This is a genomic window from Mycobacterium mantenii, from assembly GCF_001667865.1.
GTDB classification, from domain to species: domain Bacteria; phylum Actinomycetota; class Actinomycetes; order Mycobacteriales; family Mycobacteriaceae; genus Mycobacterium; species Mycobacterium mantenii_A.
Genome location: NZ_LZJP01000076.1, coordinates 14,297 through 30,071, shown reverse-complemented (window position 1 = coordinate 30,071; position 15,775 = coordinate 14,297). Strand labels below are relative to the sequence as shown.

The window sequence follows — 15,775 nt, the reverse complement described above, 5'->3', positions numbered from 1 at the left end:
ACGCGCCTCGGTTAGGCCTCGATCGGGCCGCAAAACGGCATCGACGGTTGCGCAGGTGTCAGACCCGCGACGGCAGGGGCGCCGACACCCGGTCCCGGACAAACAAATCGGGGCAGCCGGCCGGCTGCCCCGAGTGCACGGATGCGCTCAGTCGTCGAAGCGGCGGCGGAAGCGGTCCTCCATGCGGCTGGTGAACGAACCCCCGCTTTTGTTGCGGCGCTGGCGCAGCGATGTGGGGGCCGGGCCGGAATGATCGGACCTGCCGGACAACCGGGGGCCGGTGATCGCGAAGATCACCCCGCCGAACATGACGATGAACCCGAAGACGCTGAGGATCGGGAAGTTTCCGATCATCGTGGCCTTGAACGCCACCCCGGAGACCAGCATCGCCAGACCGATGACGAACAGCGCTACGCCCTGCAGCCGCCGACGGGCGGTCGGTGCGCGAAACCCGCCGCCACGGACGCTTGACGCGAATTTGGGGTCCTCGGCGTAGAGAGCGCTCTCGATCTGATCGAGCATCCGCTGCTCATGATCGGAGAGTGGCATTCGTCCCTCCTTGCCGACAGTTTGGCACGTGACTATCGATAACACGCTGATGCCCGTTGCGGGGGCAACTAATTGAATGATACGAGGTCAATCTGCCCCATACCACTGGTTCGGCGCCGATTCTATCCCGACCGCCTCCCGGCACCCCGCCAGACCGGAACGGCCGTGCGCTACAACCGGCTTCCCGTACCGGGCGGCTCGTCGGTCCGGTGCCACCGCTCGTCGGCCCGCCGCACACGGGTCCGATAATGGGCGACAGCGGCCCGGTACACAGCGACCCACATAATTGCGAGGCGCCGCACGAACCTGGATCAGAGGAGGGACACCGCGAATTGGCGATATTCCTCATCGATCTGCTTCCCGGCGACATGGAGCGTCGCCTGGATGACGCGCTGTCGGTGTACGTCGATGCGATGCGCTACCCGCGGGGCACCGAGAATCAGCGCGCCGCGATGTGGCTGGAACACATCCGGCGACGTGGCTGGCAGGGCGCCGGCGTCGTGGAAACCCCCGATGCGGGCGGCGAAGGCGCACAGCTGCCCTCGGCGGAAGACCTGGCCGGCGCCCGGCTGCTCGGCGTCGCCTACGGCTACCCCGGTGCGCCCGGGCAATGGTGGCAGCAGCAGGTCGTGCTGGGCATGCAGCGCGGCGGCTCGCCGCCCCAGGAGATCTCCCGGCTGATGGACAGCTACTTCGAGTTGACCGAGCTGCACATCCATCCCTGCGCCCAGGGTCGCGGCCTCGGCGAGGCGTTGGCCCGGCGGCTGCTCGCCGGCCGTGCCGAGCAGAATGTGCTGCTCTCCACGCCGGAAACCAGTGGTGAACCCAATCGCGCCTGGCGGTTGTACCGACGCCTGGGGTTCAACGACATCATCCGCGGCTACCACTTCGCCGGCGACCCGCGGGCGTTCGCGATCCTGGGCCGCAAGCTGCCCCTGTAGCACCCCGACCCGGCACACATCGGCAGGCTCCGTTAAGGGGCACATCGGATCTGGCACGATGACGTGGTGCGAGCCAGCTCTCCCCCGCCCCGCAGCCGAGGATCCCGAGCGTCTCGGACTCGACGGCGCCGCCTGGTGGCCATCGCGATGTTGCTCATGCTGGTGCCGCTGGCCACCGGATGCCTGCGGGTCCGGGCCTCGCTCACCATCTCGCCCGATGACCTGGTGTCCGGTGAGATCGTCGCCGCCGCCAAACCCAAGACCTCCAAAGACACCGGTCCGCAGCTGGACAGCAATAACCTGCCGTTCAGCCAGAAGGTGGCGGTATCGAACTATGACAGCGACGGCTACGTCGGCTCGCAGGCGGTGTTCTCCGATCTGACATTCGCCGAGTTGCCACAGCTGGCGAACATGAACTCCGACGCCTCCGGGGTCAACCTGACGCTGCGCCGCAACGGCAACCTGGTGATCCTGGAAGGCCGGGCGGACCTGACGGCGCTGACCGATTCGGAGGCCGACGTCGAGCTGACGGTCGCCTTCCCCGGCGTGGTGACCTCCACCAACGGCGACCGGGCCGAACCCGACGTGGTGACGTGGAAGCTCAAACCGGGCGTGGTGACCACCATGACCGCCCAGGCTCGCTACACCGACCCCAACACCCGGTCCTTCACCGGAGCGGTGGTGTGGCTGGGCATCGCGTCCTTCGCCGCCGCCGGGGTCGTGGGGCTGCTGGCCTGGGTCAGCCGGGACCGGTCACCGCGGCTGACCGCACCGCGCGACCAACCGCCGCCCAGCTGAATCTGCCCAACTCCTCCTCGGGCCGCACCGGCCTGCATCGTCGTCGGGCGGGCTAGCCCTGCCGGGCCGGTGACCAGTAGGCGAGCATCTCCGCGAACGTCTGGAAGGCCGGCCCGGAGTTCCCGTAGGTCGCCTCGAGGTGGACGCTCAGCGGGAAGCCGAGCTCGGCGACCCCGTCGATGACGCGTTTGTAGAGGTCGACCATCTGCCGGCGCTTCTGCGCCGGTTCGCCGGCGGCCAGCTGCTTGACGAACTCCTGCTCGCGGGCCACCGCCGGGTTGCCGGGGTCCTGGATCAGCCAGTTGATCAGTCCGACCCGGCTCTCCATCTTCGGCACGAACCCGAACGACAGCAGGATCTCCGGCCGGTGGTCGGTCTGGCCGGCGAACTCGCGCAGGAACCCGACGATCGCGTCCGAATACAACAGCTGGGTCATGCCGTAGGTGGCGCCCTGGTCGCACTTGAAGTTGAACCGGCCATGTTCGCCGTCCCGGGTGGGGATGAGTATGACGCCGCGGTTGGTCACCAGCTCGCGGTAGATCGACAGGGCGTCGGTGGGGGCGACGCCGGAGCCCTCGCCGTCGTTCATAGTGCGCGGCACCCCGACGAAGACCACGCCCTCCATGCCGGCCGAGGTCAGCTCGGTCAGCCGCGTGCGCAGCGACGACTCGTCCATGAACGCGGTGACCTGGGTGCACAAGCCCTTGATCCCCGGCAGTTCCGGCTGGACGACCGACCAGAAGTCGAGCACATCCAGCTTGGGCTTCATCTGAATGGGACGATCGTCGTCCTCGGCGATGATCCCCGGAATCATCACGTGCCGGATCCGGCCCTTGAGACCGGATTCGGCGGAATTCCGCACCACTTTCTGCGCCTCTTCGAGTGCCCGCTCCCGACCTTCGTCGGCGTTCGGCGGCACCAGCTCGAGCGCAATGGTGTTGAGGGTCACGCGGCTTCTCTCCATCTGACGACTGTTGGCCCGGGGCGTCTTATGGCCGCGCGGTATCCGCACGAGCCCAGCGCACCCGCCAGCATAGGGGCGGGTTAATGAGGCAGTCGAAGCAACTGGGTCGGCCCCGCCCGCGTCATGGGGAGAGCAGCTCCGGTGGTGCGGCGAATACACTGGTCGGGCCTGGAACACCCAGCCAGCCGAGCAGAAAGGGGCGCGGCGCTGAGCTTAGGAGCTTCAGAAGCAGCGGCAACCGTCGAGTTGACCGGCGCCATCACCGACCAGTTGCGGCGGTATATGCATGACCGGCGCATCGAGACCGCGTACATCGGTGACGACTACAGCGGCCTGATCGCCGCGCTGGAAGGTTTCGTGCTCAACGGGGGCAAGCGGTTACGGCCCGCCTTCGCCTATTGGGGCTGGCGCGCCGTGACCACCGAAGCTCCCGATGAGCAAGCGCTGCTGCTGTTTTCCGCACTCGAGCTGCTGCACGCCTGCGCGCTCGTACACGACGACGTGATCGACGAATCCTCGACCCGCCGGGGCCGGCCCACCGCTCACGTCCAGTTCGCGACGCTGCATCGCGACCGGCACTGGCAGGGCTCGCCGGAGCAGTTCGGCATATCGGCCGCCATCCTGCTCGGCGATCTCGCACTGGCCTGGGCCGACGACATCGTGTTCGGCGTCGAACTGACGCCGCAGGCCCATCGGCGGGTGCGGCAGGTGTGGGCCAACATCCGAACCGAGGTGCTCGGCGGGCAGTACCTCGACATCGTCGCCGAGGCCAGCGCGGCGGCCTCGATCGCCTCGGCGATGAACGTCGACACCTTCAAAACCGCCTGTTACACCGTGTCACGGCCGCTGCAGCTCGGGGCGGCCGCCGCCGGCGACCGGCCGGACGTCCACGACGTCTTCAGCCAGTTCGGCACCGACCTGGGGGTGGCCTTTCAGCTGCGCGACGACGTGCTGGGGGTTTACGGCGACCCCGCGGTGACCGGCAAGCCGTCGGGTGATGATCTGCGGTCGGGCAAGCGCACCGTGCTGCTGGCCGAGGCCATCGAGCTGGCGGAGAAGTCAGACCCGTTGGCGGCCAACCTGTTACGAACCTCCATCGGAGCCCGGCTGACCGACGCACAAGTGGATCGGCTGCGCGACGTCATCGAGTCGGTGGGCGCCCTGGCCGCGGCCGAACAGCGGATCGCGACGCTGACCCAGCGGGCGCTGGCCACGCTGGCCGCTGCGCCCATCAACAGCGCCGCCAAAGCGGGGCTGTCCGAGATGGCCAAGCTGGCCACGAACCGGTCCGCCTAACCGATGACGACCCCAACGGACACCCCGGCGGCCGACTCGCCGACGGCCAAACCCTCTCGCGGCGAATGGTTTTCGCAGCTGAGAGCATTCGTCGCCGCCGCCGACTCCGGCCCGGCGAAGCTGGGCTTGCTGGGTTCGGTGCTGATCACCCTTGGCGGTCTGGGCGCGGGCAGCACCCGCCAGCACGACCCGCTGCTCGAGTCGATGCACATGTCCTGGTTGCGGTTCGGCCACGGCCTGGTGCTGTCGTCGATCGTGTTGTGGATTGGCGTCGGCCTGATGCTGATCGCCTGGCTGGCCCTGGGCCGTCGGGTGCTGGCCGGCCAGGCGACCGAGTTCGTCATGAAAGCGACCACCGGCTTCTGGCTGGCGCCACTGCTGGTGTCGGTGCCCGTCTTCAGCCGCGACACCTATTCCTATCTGGCGCAGGGCGCGTTGCTGCGCGACGGGCTGGACCCGTACGCGGTCGGTCCGGTCGCCAACCCAAACAGCTTGCTGGACAACGTCAGTCCGATCTGGTCGATCACCACCGCACCCTATGGCCCGGTGTTCATCCTGGTGGCGAAGGTCATCACCATCCTGGTGGGCAACAACGTGGTGGCGGGCACCATGTTGCTGCGGCTGTGCATGCTGCCCGGCCTGATGCTGTTGATCTGGGCCACCCCCCGGGTGGCGCGCCATCTGGGCGCTGACGCTTCGACGGCGCTGTGGATCTGCGTGCTCAACCCGCTGGTGCTCATCCATCTGATGGGCGGGGTGCACAACGAGATGCTGATGGTGGGTCTGATGGCCGCCGGCATCGCGCTGACGCTGGGTCGCCGCCCCGTCGCGGGCATCACGCTGATCACCGTCGCCATCGCGGTCAAGGCCACCGCCGGCATCGCACTGCCCTTCCTGGTGTGGGTGTGGATGCGGCAGCTGCGCGACCGGCGGGGTTACCGGGCGGTGCCGGCGTTTTTCGCCGCCACGGCGGCAGCGCTGCTGATCTTCGCCGTGGTCTTCGCGATCTTGTCCGCGGTGGCCGGCGTCGGCCTGGGGTGGCTGACCGCGTTGGCCGGATCGGTGAAGATCATCAACTGGCTGACCGTGCCGACCGCCGCCGCCAACCTGATCCACGCGATCGGCGGCGGGTTCTTCCCGGTGAGCTTCTATCCGATCCTTCGCGTCACCCGGCTCGTCGGCATCGCGATCATCGCGGTCGCGTTGCCGCTGTTGTGGTGGCGGTTCCGTCGCGACGACCGGGCCGCGCTGACCGGCATCGCGTGGTCGATGGTGATCGTGGTGCTGTTCGTGCCGGCCGCCCTGCCCTGGTACTACTCGTGGCCGCTGGCGATTGTGGCCCCGCTGGCGCAGTCCCGACGGGCCGTCGCGGTCATCGGCGGACTGTCGACCTGGGTGATGGTGATCTTCAAACCCGATGGCTCGCACGGCATGTACTCGTGGCTGCACTTTTCGCTGGCCACCGTGTGCGCGCTGATCGCCGGGTACAGCCTGTATCGGGCCCCCGCCCGGCGCGCCGAGCCGGCCGACGTCACCGCCGGATGAGCGGCCAGGCTCAGTAGGCCATCGCCTGTGCCCGGCGCACGACTTCCCGCGCCTGATGGGCGTGCAGGGCGTCGACGGGACGGGCGTTGTTGAGGGCGTCCCTGCTGCCGTCGCGGGTGACCGTCAACGAGGGGTCCCGGGTGAACAACCAGCGCACGATCTCGGTGTCCTGATAGCCGCCGTCGTGCAGGATCGTCAGCAATCCCGCCAGGCTTTTGACCACCTCACCGGACTTGGTGAAGAACACCTGCGGTACCACCAGTCCCTCGTCGCGCCGAACCGCGACCAGGTGCCCCTCCCGGAGTTGCTGGTGCACCTTGGTGACCGGCACCCCCAGCAGTTCGGCGACCCGCTTCAAGTCGTAAATCGGCTCGTCGGGTTCTAGCACATCGTCGCCGGCAGGAATACTGCTCATCCCGGCAAGTGTAGGCCCAGATGCCCGCGTTGAGCCCGTGTTCAACCGGCCAATCACGGCCGCGCACCTACGATGGCCCCGTGGCCAACGCTGATTTGCCCGGCCCTCCCCCACGAGCGGGAGGTGCCCCCGGCCCGGGCCGGGGCGGGCCGGATCGTCGCCGACCCGGGGGCGGGCCGGTCGATCCGTTGGACAACACGTTGCTGGACGGGCGTTACCTGGTCCAGTCCCGGATCGCCAGCGGCGGCACGTCAACGGTGTACCGCGGCCTGGACACCCGGCTCGACCGTCCCGTCGCGGTGAAGGTGATGGATTCTCGCTACGCCGGCGACGAACAGTTCCTGACCCGCTTCCAGCGGGAGGCCCAAACCGTGGCCCGGATGAAGGATCCCGGGCTGGTCGCGGTCTATGACCAGGGCTTGGACGGGCGGCACCCGTTCCTGGTGATGGAACTGATCGAGGGTGGCACGCTGCGCGAACTGCTGGGCGAACGCGGACCCATGCCGCCGTACGCCGTGGCGGCGGTGCTTCGACCGGTGCTCGGCGGGCTGGCCGCCGCGCACCGGGCCGGCCTGGTGCATCGCGACGTCAAGCCCGAGAACGTGCTGATCTCCGACGACGGCGAGGTCAAAATCGCCGACTTCGGTTTGGTCCGGGCCGTCGCGGCCGCCGGAATCACCTCCGCCAGCGTGATTTTGGGCACCGCGGCCTACCTGTCGCCCGAGCAGGTGCGCGACGGCGAGGCCAGTCCGCGCAGCGACGTCTACTCCGCGGGCATCATGACCTACGAGCTGCTGACCGGGCGCACACCGTTCACCGGCGACTCGGCGTTGTCGCTCGCCTACCAGCGACTGGACACCGACGTGCCGGCGCCCAGCTCCGTCATCGACGGTGTGCCCGCGCAGTTCGACGAATTCGTCGAGCGCGCGACGGCCCGTGACCCGGCCGATCGCTACGCCGACGCGACCCAGATGCGCGCCGACCTCGACGCGATCGCCGATGAGCTTGCGCTGCCGGCCTTTCGGGTGCCGGCGCCGCGCAACTCCGCGCAACACCGGTCGGCAGCGCTACACCACAGGGCGCTACAGCACAGCCCGATGGGCCAGCGGCCCGCCGCCGCGCAGCAACCCCGGCCCGACGACCCGGCGCCGGTGCGTCAGCCCACGCGTCAGATGACGAGGGGTCCCGAGGACTGGGCGGAGCCGGAACGCCCGGGCCGCACCGACGACGAACCCGAGGATGATTACGAATACGAGTCTGTCGCAGGCGAATTCGCGGGCATTCCGATAAGCGAATTCGTGTGGGCGCGCCAGCACAACCGGCGCATGGTGCTGGTCTGGGTGGCGCTGGTCCTGGCGATCACCGGGCTGGTCGCCACCGCGGCATGGACCGTCGGGAGCAACCTCAACGGATTGCTGTAGCAGGGCCGCGCGGGGCGCTCAGTCGCGCAGCATCTCGGCGACGAGGAACGCCAACTCCAGCGACTGCTGGGTGTTCAGCCTTGGATCGCAGGCGGTTTCGTAGCGTCCGACCAGGTCGGTGTCCGAAATGTCTTGCGCCCCACCCAGACACTCGGTGACGTTCTCGCCGGTGATCTCGACGTGGATGCCGCCGGGGTGGGTGCCCAGCGCGCGGTGCACCTCGAAGAAGCCCTGCACCTCGTCAACGATGCGGTCGAAGTGTCGGGTCTTGTAGCCGTTCGACGATTCGTGGGTGTTGCCGTGCATCGGGTCGCACTGCCAGATCACCTGGTGCCCGGTGGCCTGGACCTTCTCCACGATCGGGGGCAGCAGGTCGCGAACCTTGTTGTTGCCCATCCTGCTCACCAAGGTCAGCCGGCCTGGCTTGTTGTGCGGGTCGAGCCGCTCGACGTATTCGACGGCCAGCTCCGGGGTGATCGTCGGGCCGATCTTGACGCCGATCGGGTTCGCGATCACCTCGGCGAAGGCGACGTGCGCCCCGTCGAGCTGGCGGGTGCGCTCACCGATCCAGACGGTGTGCGCCGACAAGTCGTACAGCTGCGGGTCGCCGCTGTCGCTTTCGGCCAGGCGCAGCATGGACCGCTCGTAGTCGAGCACCAAAGCCTCATGGCTGGCATAGATCTCGGCGGTCTGCAGGTTGCGGTCGGCCACCCCGCAGGCGCTCATGAAGCGCAGCCCGCGATCGATCTCGGTGGCCAGCGCCTCGTAACGGGCGCCGGCCGGCGAGGTCCGGACGAATTCCCGGTTCCAGTCGTGCACCAGGTGCAGCGAGGCCAGTCCCGACGACGTCAGCGCGCGAACCAGGTTCATCGCCGCGCTGGCGTTCGCGTAGGCGCGCACCAGCCGCGACGGGTCGTGCTCGCGCACCGCGGCGTCCGGCGCGAAACCGTTGATCATGTCGCCGCGGTAGGACTTCAGCCCCAGCGCGTCGATGTCGGCCGAGCGCGGCTTGGCGTACTGCCCCGCGATGCGGGCCACCTTCACCACCGGCATGCTCGAGCCATAGGTGAGCACCACCGCCATCTGCAACAGGGTGCGCACGTTGCCGCGAATGTGGGGTTCGGTGTTCTCGGTGAACGTCTCCGCGCAGTCGCCGCCCTGCAGCAGGAACGCCTCACCCCGGGCCACCTGGGCCAGCTGGTCCTGCAACCGGACGATCTCCGACGGCACCGTCACGGGCGGCACGCTCTCCAGGACCTTACGCATCGCCGCCGCCTGGTCGGCGTTCCAACTGGGCTGCTGGGCGGCCGGTTTGGCCAGCGCGGAGTCCAACCGCGCCCGCAGATCGGTCGGCAGCGGCGGCAACGGCGGCAGCTGGTCGATCGGTATGTCGACGGTCCAGTTCATCGGTCCATCGTAGCCGGGGCGCCGACGCCGCTGGTCAAGGTTGATCAGCGCGAACGCGACTCCGCGGGCGCGTCCCACCCGGCGTCTGGGTCCCCGGCTGTGATGAGCCGGTATCTGCGGAGCTGATCGCGGGCGTCGACCAGCGCGTCGTGGGCATCCGTCGGCCGCGGCGGCATCCGCGGGCTGCCCCGGTCTTCCCACAGTTGCCGCAGTTCACGGGTGAAGCGGGGAATGGATCGCGGCAACTCCGGCATGGTTCCCCAGAGCTGGCACAGCGCCACGTGGTCGTAGGCCGCCACCCACGCCCACAGTTCGATCGGCTCGGTGCCGCCGACCCCGAAGAACTCCTCCAGGTCTTCCCGGATCCGGCGGCGGGAGCGCCACAGCTGCGATGCCGGGGCCGGCAACTTGGGCAGCACGTTGGCGCGCACCCAGGGCCCGGCGCGCTCGGGGTCGAATTCCGTGGACACCGCGTAGTACTCGCGGCCGTCTTCGGCGGCCACCCCGATCGAGATCAGCTCGATGGTGCGGCCGTCCTCGATGAACTCGGTGTCGTAGAAATACCGCACCTCAAAAGCTTAGGGACAACGTCAGCGACTGATCAGGATGGGCCCGGTGGGCGCCGGCGCCGGGTGGATCTCGTGGTCGAGCGTGGCGTCGACCGTGCGTTCGTCGGGCATCCGCGGTGTGCCGGCGATTGCGCACTGCAGGTACAGCTTGACCCGCACCACCGGGCGGCGCAGCGTCCGCTCGCGCTGCAGCGCGCGGCGCATCTTGTCCGGTTGCCTGGAGTAGCGCCACCGGGCCCAGGGGGCGTGCGGGCGGGACAGCCGGATGGCGCCGATGACCAGCAGGATGACCAGGAACATGCCCAGCAGGCCGGTCCACACCTTGCCCTTGAGCACCACCACGACGGCCAGCGGCAGTGTCAGCGCCATGGCGCCGGCCACCACGGCCCGCAGCGCCGCCGAGTCGGTGCCGTGCCAGATCGGCAGGAAGAACATCAGCGGGTGCAGACCCATGATCAACAGCCCGGCCACCGCCACCGCGGCGAACACCGCGTCCACCGAGGTGCGCCCGTCCTCGGACCAGTAGACGTCGGACAGGTGCAGGATCAGCGCGTACTCGTCCAGGACCAGGGCGGCCCCGATCCCGAAAAGCGTTGCGGCAATGATGAACTCAGGTTCATGACCGTCGATGGACAACGTGACCAACATCAGACCGGAGAGCAGGGTCAGCACCACCCCGAACGTCACGTGGTGGATGTGCACTCCCCCGACGTGAACGTTGCGCGGGTGCCACCACCGCGCGGGCCGGCCGGTATCGGCGCGGTGACGGATGAAACGCACGAACGTTCGCGTGACGAAGAACGTCAGGATGAAGGCGACCAGGCAGCACAGTAACGGCAGGTGGCCGCGGTCGTGGATGTCGTGTGCAAACCATCGGGTCACCTCGGCCGCGAACGAATGGAGCACCCTTGAAACCTACGCCTGTGGGCGCCGGGCCCGTGGGACCCGCGCTGCACCAGGCGGGTCGGGGCCGCGACACCCATTACGCTGTTGTGCGACATGAGTACACGGCAGGCGCCCGGCGTGGGCTTTCCCAGCAGAAGTGGTCCCGGGTGGGCGCTGTGGTGGGGGCTGGCCTGGCTGGCGGCCGCCGCGGGGCTGAGTTACGCGGCGTGGCAGCTGTTCGGGCACACGCCCTACCGCATCGACATCGACGTCTATCAGATGGGCGCCCGGGCCTGGATGGACGGCCACCCGCTGTACCGCGGGGACGTGCTGTTCCACACCCCGATCGTGGATCTGCCCTTCACCTATCCGCCGCTGGCCGCCATCGTGTTCTGCCCGTTCGCCTGGATGCACATGCCCACCGCCAGCGTGGCGATCACCGCCCTGACGCTGGTGCTGCTGGTCGTGTCGACCGTGATCGTGCTGACCCGCCTCGACGTCTGGAGCGCATCGACGACGCTGCCCGGCCCGGCCTGGCTGCGGCGGTGGTGGCTGGCGATCGTCATCGCGGCGGGGGCGACGGTCTGGCTGGAACCGATCAGCTCGAACTTCGCCTTCGGTCAGATCAACGTCGTGCTGATGACGCTGGTGATCGCCGACTGTCTGCCGCGACGCACGCCGTGGCCGCGCGGGCTGCTGCTGGGTCTGGGCATGGCGCTGAAGTTGACCCCGGCCGTGTTCCTGCTCTATTTCCTGCTGCGGCGCGACAACCGCGCGGCGCTGACCGCGCTGGTGTCGTTCGTGGGGGCGACGCTGCTCGGTTTCGCCCTGGCCTGGGACGACTCCTGGGAGTACTGGACGCACACCGTTCATCACACCGACCGGATCGGCTCCGCGTCGTTGAACACCGACCAGAACATCGCCGGCGCCCTGGCCCGGCTGGGGCTGGGACAGCAGGAGCGCCTGCTCTGGGTGGCCGCGTCGCTGCTGGTGCTGGCGGTGACCGTGTGGGCGATGCGACGGGTGCTGCGCGCCGACGAGCCCACCCTCGCGCTGGTGTGCGTCGCGCTGTTCGGGCTGGTGGTGTCGCCGGTGTCCTGGTCGCACCACTGGGTCTGGGTGCTGCCGGCGGTGCTGGTGACGGGGATTGTCGGCTGGCGGCGCCGCAACGCGGCGCTGATGGTGATCAGCGCCGTCGGGGTGGCGCTGACGCGCTGGTCGCCGATCGACCTGCTTCCCAAGCACCACGAGGCCAGCGCGGTCTGGTGGCGGCAGCTCGCCGGGATGTCCTACGTGTGGTGGGCGCTGGCGGTGATCGTCACGGTCGGGTTCACCGTCGCCGCCCGCGGAGTTTCGCGGGATGCCGCTCCGCAGCAATTGACGCCGGTGACCGCCGTCGGCTAACCCGCGGCCGTCTCGGGGATCCGGGCCGCCTCGCCGTCGGACGCGGCGCCGTCACCGCCCTTCTTCAGGCTCGCCGCATAGATGTCGACGTACTCCTGGCCGGACAGCCCCATCAGCTCGTAGACCACTTCGTCGGTGACGGCGCGTTCGATGAAGCGGTTGCCGGCCATGCCGTCGAACCGGGAGAAGTCCATCGGCTTGCCGAAGCGGACGGTGACCCGGCCGAACCGCAGCATGTTCGTCCCGGGCGGGTTGACGACGTTGGTGCCGATCATCGCGACCGGGATCACCGGGACTCCGGTCTCCAGGGCCAGGCGCGCCAGGCCCGTCTTGCCCTTGTACAGCCGGCCGTCCGGCGACCGCGTGCCCTCGGGATACATGCCCAGCAACTTGCCCTGGCTCAGCACCTGCTGCGCGGTGTTCAGCGCGGCCTGGGCACTGTCGGCGTCGGTGCGGTCGATCGGCACCTGACCGACGGCGGTGAAGAACCAACGCTGGAACCAGCCCTTGAGGCCGGTGCCGGTGAAATATTCCGACTTGGCCAGGAACGTGATTCGGCGCCGCACCACCAGCGGAAGGTAGAAGCTGTCCATCACCGCCAGGTGGTTGCTGGCCAGGATCACCGGTCCCGAATTCGGAACGTGTTCTAGGCCTTCAACTTTCGGGCGTCCCAGCAGTGAAAGCAGCGGGCCGAGGAGCACGTACTTGAATAGCCAGTACCACATGGCCCTCCCTCTCGGCTATACCGCTGATGTTCTGCGCCAACTGTACCCATCCCCACCCGAACCGACCACCTGCGACGCAGCGCGCTCACTCCTCGAGCGTGACCGGGATGGACTGATAACGGGTCCGCGGCGGCGAGTCCTTGGCGTCGACCGGCGCGCCCGGTCCGCCGCCGGGCGGGCCGTCCGGCGGCGGCTCCGGTGTCGGCTTGGCAGAGCGGTCGACGTCGTTGAGGATGCTCCGAATCACCTCGAGCAGGGCGATGCTGTGGTCGGCGATCGCGGTCAGCAACGGGTGCTGGTCGCCGGTCGCCAACGCGGCCAGCGCGCACACCGGGCACCAGACCTGTTGGCACTTGCCGGTGCCGACCCCCGCGCCGGCCGTCAGCGCCGCCGCCGCGCGCACCGCGGGGTCGATGCCGTCCAGGATCGTCTGGGCGAGCCTGCGCAGTTCCGGACCGATGTCGGAATGAGCCCCACTCACTTCGGCCACACCTCCGGATCTGGTCGAAAACGCACCGTCAGCTCGCTACCCCGCAGATGTGCGTCCAGCACCGTGCACCGCCGAAGTACCGACGCCAACCTAACCCTGCGCCGCAGTCCCCCGGCGCTGATGATCAGATCGTCGTCGACGCGGCCCAGCGTCAGGGCCGACGGATCGAGTTGCGGCAACGCTAGCCGCATTCGGTAGATGGACCCTAGTCCCGTCCCGGATTCGAGGTCCACGGTGGGCCGCAGCGGTCCCGGCGGCGCCGCGCCGCCCCGGCGACGCGCGGCGTCGAGCAGCCCGCTCAGCGCCTTGGGACCGATCGGCTCGCCGGACAGGTGCGGGGTCATCACCAGCGCCACCTCACCGATGGTGGCGTCGAGCTCGTCGAGCACGGTTTGCTGCTCGGCGATGCGCTCGGTGTACCAGTAGAAGGCGGGGTGCTCGGGCAGGTTGCGATACTCGTACGAGTCGTCTTGCAGCAGAACCTGATTCACGATCAGCTCCTCGACGCGCACCCCCATCAGGGCGAGCGACCCCAGCGTTCGGGCCGCCTCGGCCGCGACCACCCGCTCGGGGGTCAGCACCAGGTGCGCACCGACCAGATCACCGTCGGTGAGCAGCGCGCCAAGCGACTCCACGCTTGAGCTGATCCGCTCGAGCAGCGCGACCACCGCCGCCGACCGGGCGTCGTCGGCGGTCACCGACAGCCGGCGGTGCCGCGGCCACGCCCGCTCGACATACAGCCCGAAGGTGGCGGGCAACGTCAGCATCCGCAGGGCATCGGCGGTCGACGCGCAGTCGACCACCACGCGGTCCCACTCCCCGGAGCGGGCCAGCTCGCCGACCGCGTGCAGGCCGAGCACTTCCTGAACCCCCGGCAGAGCCGAAAGCTCTTCGGGCGCAATGGTGCTCAATTCCGAGTCGGGAAAGCGCCGGTCCAGTGTCGCCACGACGTCATGCCACCGGGCCTCGAGCAGGGCCAGGGTGTCCAATGCCAGCGCGTCGAGAAACCCGCCACCGGACTCCGCGTGGCCGGTTTCGAGGTCGGCGAACACCCGCACCCGTTCGCCCTGACTCGGCGAAACGGGAACGCCGAGGACGTCACCCAGCGAATGCGCCTGGTCGGTGGAGACCACAAGCACTCGCTGCCCGGCGCTTGCCGCGCCGACGGCGGTGGCGCAAGCCAGGGTGGATTTCCCTACCCCGCCTTTGCCGACGAAAAGGCTGATCCGGGCCGGGGCGGGCGCTCGGAATTCAGTGGACTCACTCAGCCTCGACTCGTTTCTTGAGATCCTTCAACGCGGTGTCGGTCAGCCGGCGCTCGGCCTTGCGCTTGAGCAGGCCGATCATCGGCATGGCCAGGTCAACGGAGAGTTCGTAGGTGACTTCGGTGCCAGACCCCTTGGCCGCCAACCGATAAGAGCCTTCAAGGGCACGCAGCAGCGAGCTCGACACCAGCGTCCAGCTCACCGATTGGCGATCCTTGGGCCACTCGTAGGACATCACCATCGTGTCCTTGAGCACCGTGGCGTCCATGACGATCCGCGCCACTTTGGGGTAGCCGTCGGCGTCCTTCTCCTGAACCTCGGCTTCCTTGTACTCCGAGATCCACTGCGGATAGGAATCGATATCCGCGATCACCCGCATCACGGTGTCCGGGTCGGCTTCGATGTAGATGGTTTGCGTCGTCTTCTCCGCCACCTGGTTGCTGCCCTCTCTCCTGCGAACGGATCGACCCCTCCGATGTGGGGGATCCCGCAAGTCCCGGTCCGACACGGTACTCCCCGCGCGGACCTGACCCGGCTAAACTACCGGAGAAACTCCGACCGAACGTGAACGTTCCAGTGTCGTCTTGACCTCGAAGGCCATTTTCTTTCCCGCCACCCGACGGCGGTGCGTCATCTTCGCCAGATTCAGCTTGGCCAGCTGCCAGGCCGCCACCCCGGTCGGCTCGGCGTGCAAGAAGTAGTGCAGCACGACGCCGTCCAGCGACGGTTCCAGCCAGATCTCCATGGTGCCGGTCAGCGCGCCGGTGACCGACCACCGGATGCCCTTCTCCCCGCGATCCTCGACGACCTCCAGCCGCAGGTCCGGCCACCAGCGGCGCCAGCTCGACTGATCGGCGACCGCGGCGCCCACCCGTGCGCCGTCGGCGGCGACAAACGTCTCATCCGCGATCTGGATGCTGTTCATGACCACAGCTTCACACACCGGCCGGCGGCACCCCGCTCAGGGCGGGCCGCTCGTCGCGCGGGCAATCGCCGCCCCGGCCCGCCCGACTCCGGCGGGGCTGGGTCAACGCGCGGATTAGGCTGGTCAACAGCAACCCGCTCCCGGGAATCTCCACGAGGTCAAATCGAGGTCATAAG

General features: G+C 68.7%; 17 protein-coding genes. 6 read left to right on the top strand and 11 right to left on the bottom strand.

Going from position 1 to position 15,775, the window contains the following annotated elements:
- Nucleotides 1–147: 147 nt before the first annotated feature.
- On the bottom strand, nucleotides 148–549 hold the full coding sequence (locus tag A5688_RS11860; RefSeq protein WP_067833587.1) for a DUF3040 domain-containing protein: 402 nt from the start codon (nucleotides 547–549) through the stop codon (nucleotides 148–150).
- 332 nt (nucleotides 550–881) lie between these two features.
- Between A5688_RS11860 and A5688_RS11855 the strand changes: the two genes are divergently transcribed.
- A complete protein-coding gene (locus tag A5688_RS11855; RefSeq protein ID WP_067833663.1) occupies nucleotides 882–1,490 on the top strand; it encodes a GNAT family N-acetyltransferase in 609 nt (202 codons plus the stop codon).
- Nucleotides 1,491–1,637: 147 nt separating this feature from the next.
- Nucleotides 1,638–2,288: an LppM family (lipo)protein gene (locus A5688_RS11850; protein WP_067833666.1), complete on the top strand. Its 651-nt coding sequence runs from the start codon at nucleotides 1,638–1,640 to the stop codon at nucleotides 2,286–2,288.
- 52 nt (nucleotides 2,289–2,340) lie between these two features.
- Here A5688_RS11850 and A5688_RS11845 read toward each other — a convergent pair whose 3' ends face one another.
- Complete coding sequence (locus tag A5688_RS11845) at nucleotides 2,341–3,237, bottom strand: mycobacterial-type methylenetetrahydrofolate reductase (protein ID WP_067909882.1); 897 nt, start codon at nucleotides 3,235–3,237, stop codon at nucleotides 2,341–2,343.
- 261 nt (nucleotides 3,238–3,498) lie between these two features.
- On the opposite strand from A5688_RS11845, the gene idsA2 reads away from it, so the two are divergent.
- Nucleotides 3,499–4,548 (top strand): bifunctional (2E,6E)-farnesyl/geranyl diphosphate synthase, encoded by a 1,050-nt coding sequence (idsA2, locus tag A5688_RS11840; protein ID WP_067909886.1) that lies wholly within the window; start codon nucleotides 3,499–3,501, stop codon nucleotides 4,546–4,548.
- A 3-nt stretch (nucleotides 4,549–4,551) separates the two neighbouring features.
- Nucleotides 4,552–6,093: an alpha-(1->6)-mannopyranosyltransferase A gene (locus tag A5688_RS11835; protein WP_067909890.1), complete on the top strand. Its 1,542-nt coding sequence runs from the start codon at nucleotides 4,552–4,554 to the stop codon at nucleotides 6,091–6,093.
- A gap of 10 nt (nucleotides 6,094–6,103) precedes the next feature.
- On the opposite strand, the gene A5688_RS11830 is transcribed toward A5688_RS11835, so the two are convergent.
- A complete protein-coding gene (locus A5688_RS11830) occupies nucleotides 6,104–6,508 on the bottom strand; it encodes an Rv2175c family DNA-binding protein (RefSeq protein ID WP_067833602.1) in 405 nt (134 codons plus the stop codon).
- 188 nt (nucleotides 6,509–6,696) lie between these two features.
- On the opposite strand from A5688_RS11830, the gene A5688_RS11825 reads away from it, so the two are divergent.
- Nucleotides 6,697–7,929: a protein kinase domain-containing protein gene (locus A5688_RS11825; protein WP_067909893.1), complete on the top strand. Its 1,233-nt coding sequence runs from the start codon at nucleotides 6,697–6,699 to the stop codon at nucleotides 7,927–7,929.
- A gap of 18 nt (nucleotides 7,930–7,947) precedes the next feature.
- Here the strand turns inward: A5688_RS11825 and A5688_RS11820 are convergent, their stop codons facing one another.
- From A5688_RS11820 to A5688_RS11810, 3 genes are read right to left on the bottom strand one after another with little or no spacing between them, the layout of a single operon-like run.
- The gene (locus A5688_RS11820; RefSeq protein WP_067833669.1) at nucleotides 7,948–9,336 is read right to left on the bottom strand and encodes a class II 3-deoxy-7-phosphoheptulonate synthase; all 1,389 of its coding nucleotides are present in this window, start codon (nucleotides 9,334–9,336) and stop codon (nucleotides 7,948–7,950) included.
- A gap of 44 nt (nucleotides 9,337–9,380) precedes the next feature.
- A complete protein-coding gene (locus A5688_RS11815) occupies nucleotides 9,381–9,905 on the bottom strand; it encodes a polyadenylate-specific 3'-exoribonuclease AS (RefSeq protein ID WP_067833606.1) in 525 nt (174 codons plus the stop codon).
- Between the two features lie 21 nt (nucleotides 9,906–9,926).
- On the bottom strand, nucleotides 9,927–10,811 hold the full coding sequence (locus A5688_RS11810; protein ID WP_067833609.1) for a hypothetical protein: 885 nt from the start codon (nucleotides 10,809–10,811) through the stop codon (nucleotides 9,927–9,929).
- Between the two features lie 93 nt (nucleotides 10,812–10,904).
- On the opposite strand from A5688_RS11810, the gene A5688_RS11805 reads away from it, so the two are divergent.
- Nucleotides 10,905–12,194, top strand: coding sequence for a glycosyltransferase 87 family protein (locus tag A5688_RS11805; RefSeq protein ID WP_120312531.1), 1,290 nt, complete (start codon nucleotides 10,905–10,907; stop codon nucleotides 12,192–12,194).
- Here the strand turns inward: A5688_RS11805 and A5688_RS11800 are convergent.
- From A5688_RS11800 to A5688_RS11780, 5 genes are all read right to left on the bottom strand, one after another.
- Nucleotides 12,191–12,919, bottom strand: coding sequence for a lysophospholipid acyltransferase family protein (locus A5688_RS11800; protein ID WP_067833612.1), 729 nt, complete (start codon nucleotides 12,917–12,919; stop codon nucleotides 12,191–12,193). The genes A5688_RS11805 and A5688_RS11800 overlap by 4 nt on opposite strands.
- A gap of 85 nt (nucleotides 12,920–13,004) precedes the next feature.
- Nucleotides 13,005–13,400 (bottom strand): hypothetical protein, encoded by a 396-nt coding sequence (locus A5688_RS11795; RefSeq protein ID WP_067909915.1) that lies wholly within the window; start codon nucleotides 13,398–13,400, stop codon nucleotides 13,005–13,007.
- A complete protein-coding gene (locus A5688_RS11790; protein ID WP_207546652.1) occupies nucleotides 13,397–14,677 on the bottom strand; it encodes an ArsA family ATPase in 1,281 nt (426 codons plus the stop codon). Before A5688_RS11790 ends, A5688_RS11795 begins: the two co-directional genes overlap by 4 nt.
- Entirely contained in the window at nucleotides 14,670–15,107 is a 438-nt protein-coding gene (locus A5688_RS11785; protein WP_067833618.1) for an SRPBCC family protein, read from the bottom strand. Before A5688_RS11785 ends, A5688_RS11790 begins: the two co-directional genes overlap by 8 nt.
- A 102-nt stretch (nucleotides 15,108–15,209) precedes the next feature.
- The gene (locus A5688_RS11780) at nucleotides 15,210–15,599 is read right to left on the bottom strand and encodes a polyketide cyclase / dehydrase and lipid transport (protein ID WP_067909918.1); all 390 of its coding nucleotides are present in this window, start codon (nucleotides 15,597–15,599) and stop codon (nucleotides 15,210–15,212) included.
- Nucleotides 15,600–15,775: the final 176 nt, after the last annotated feature.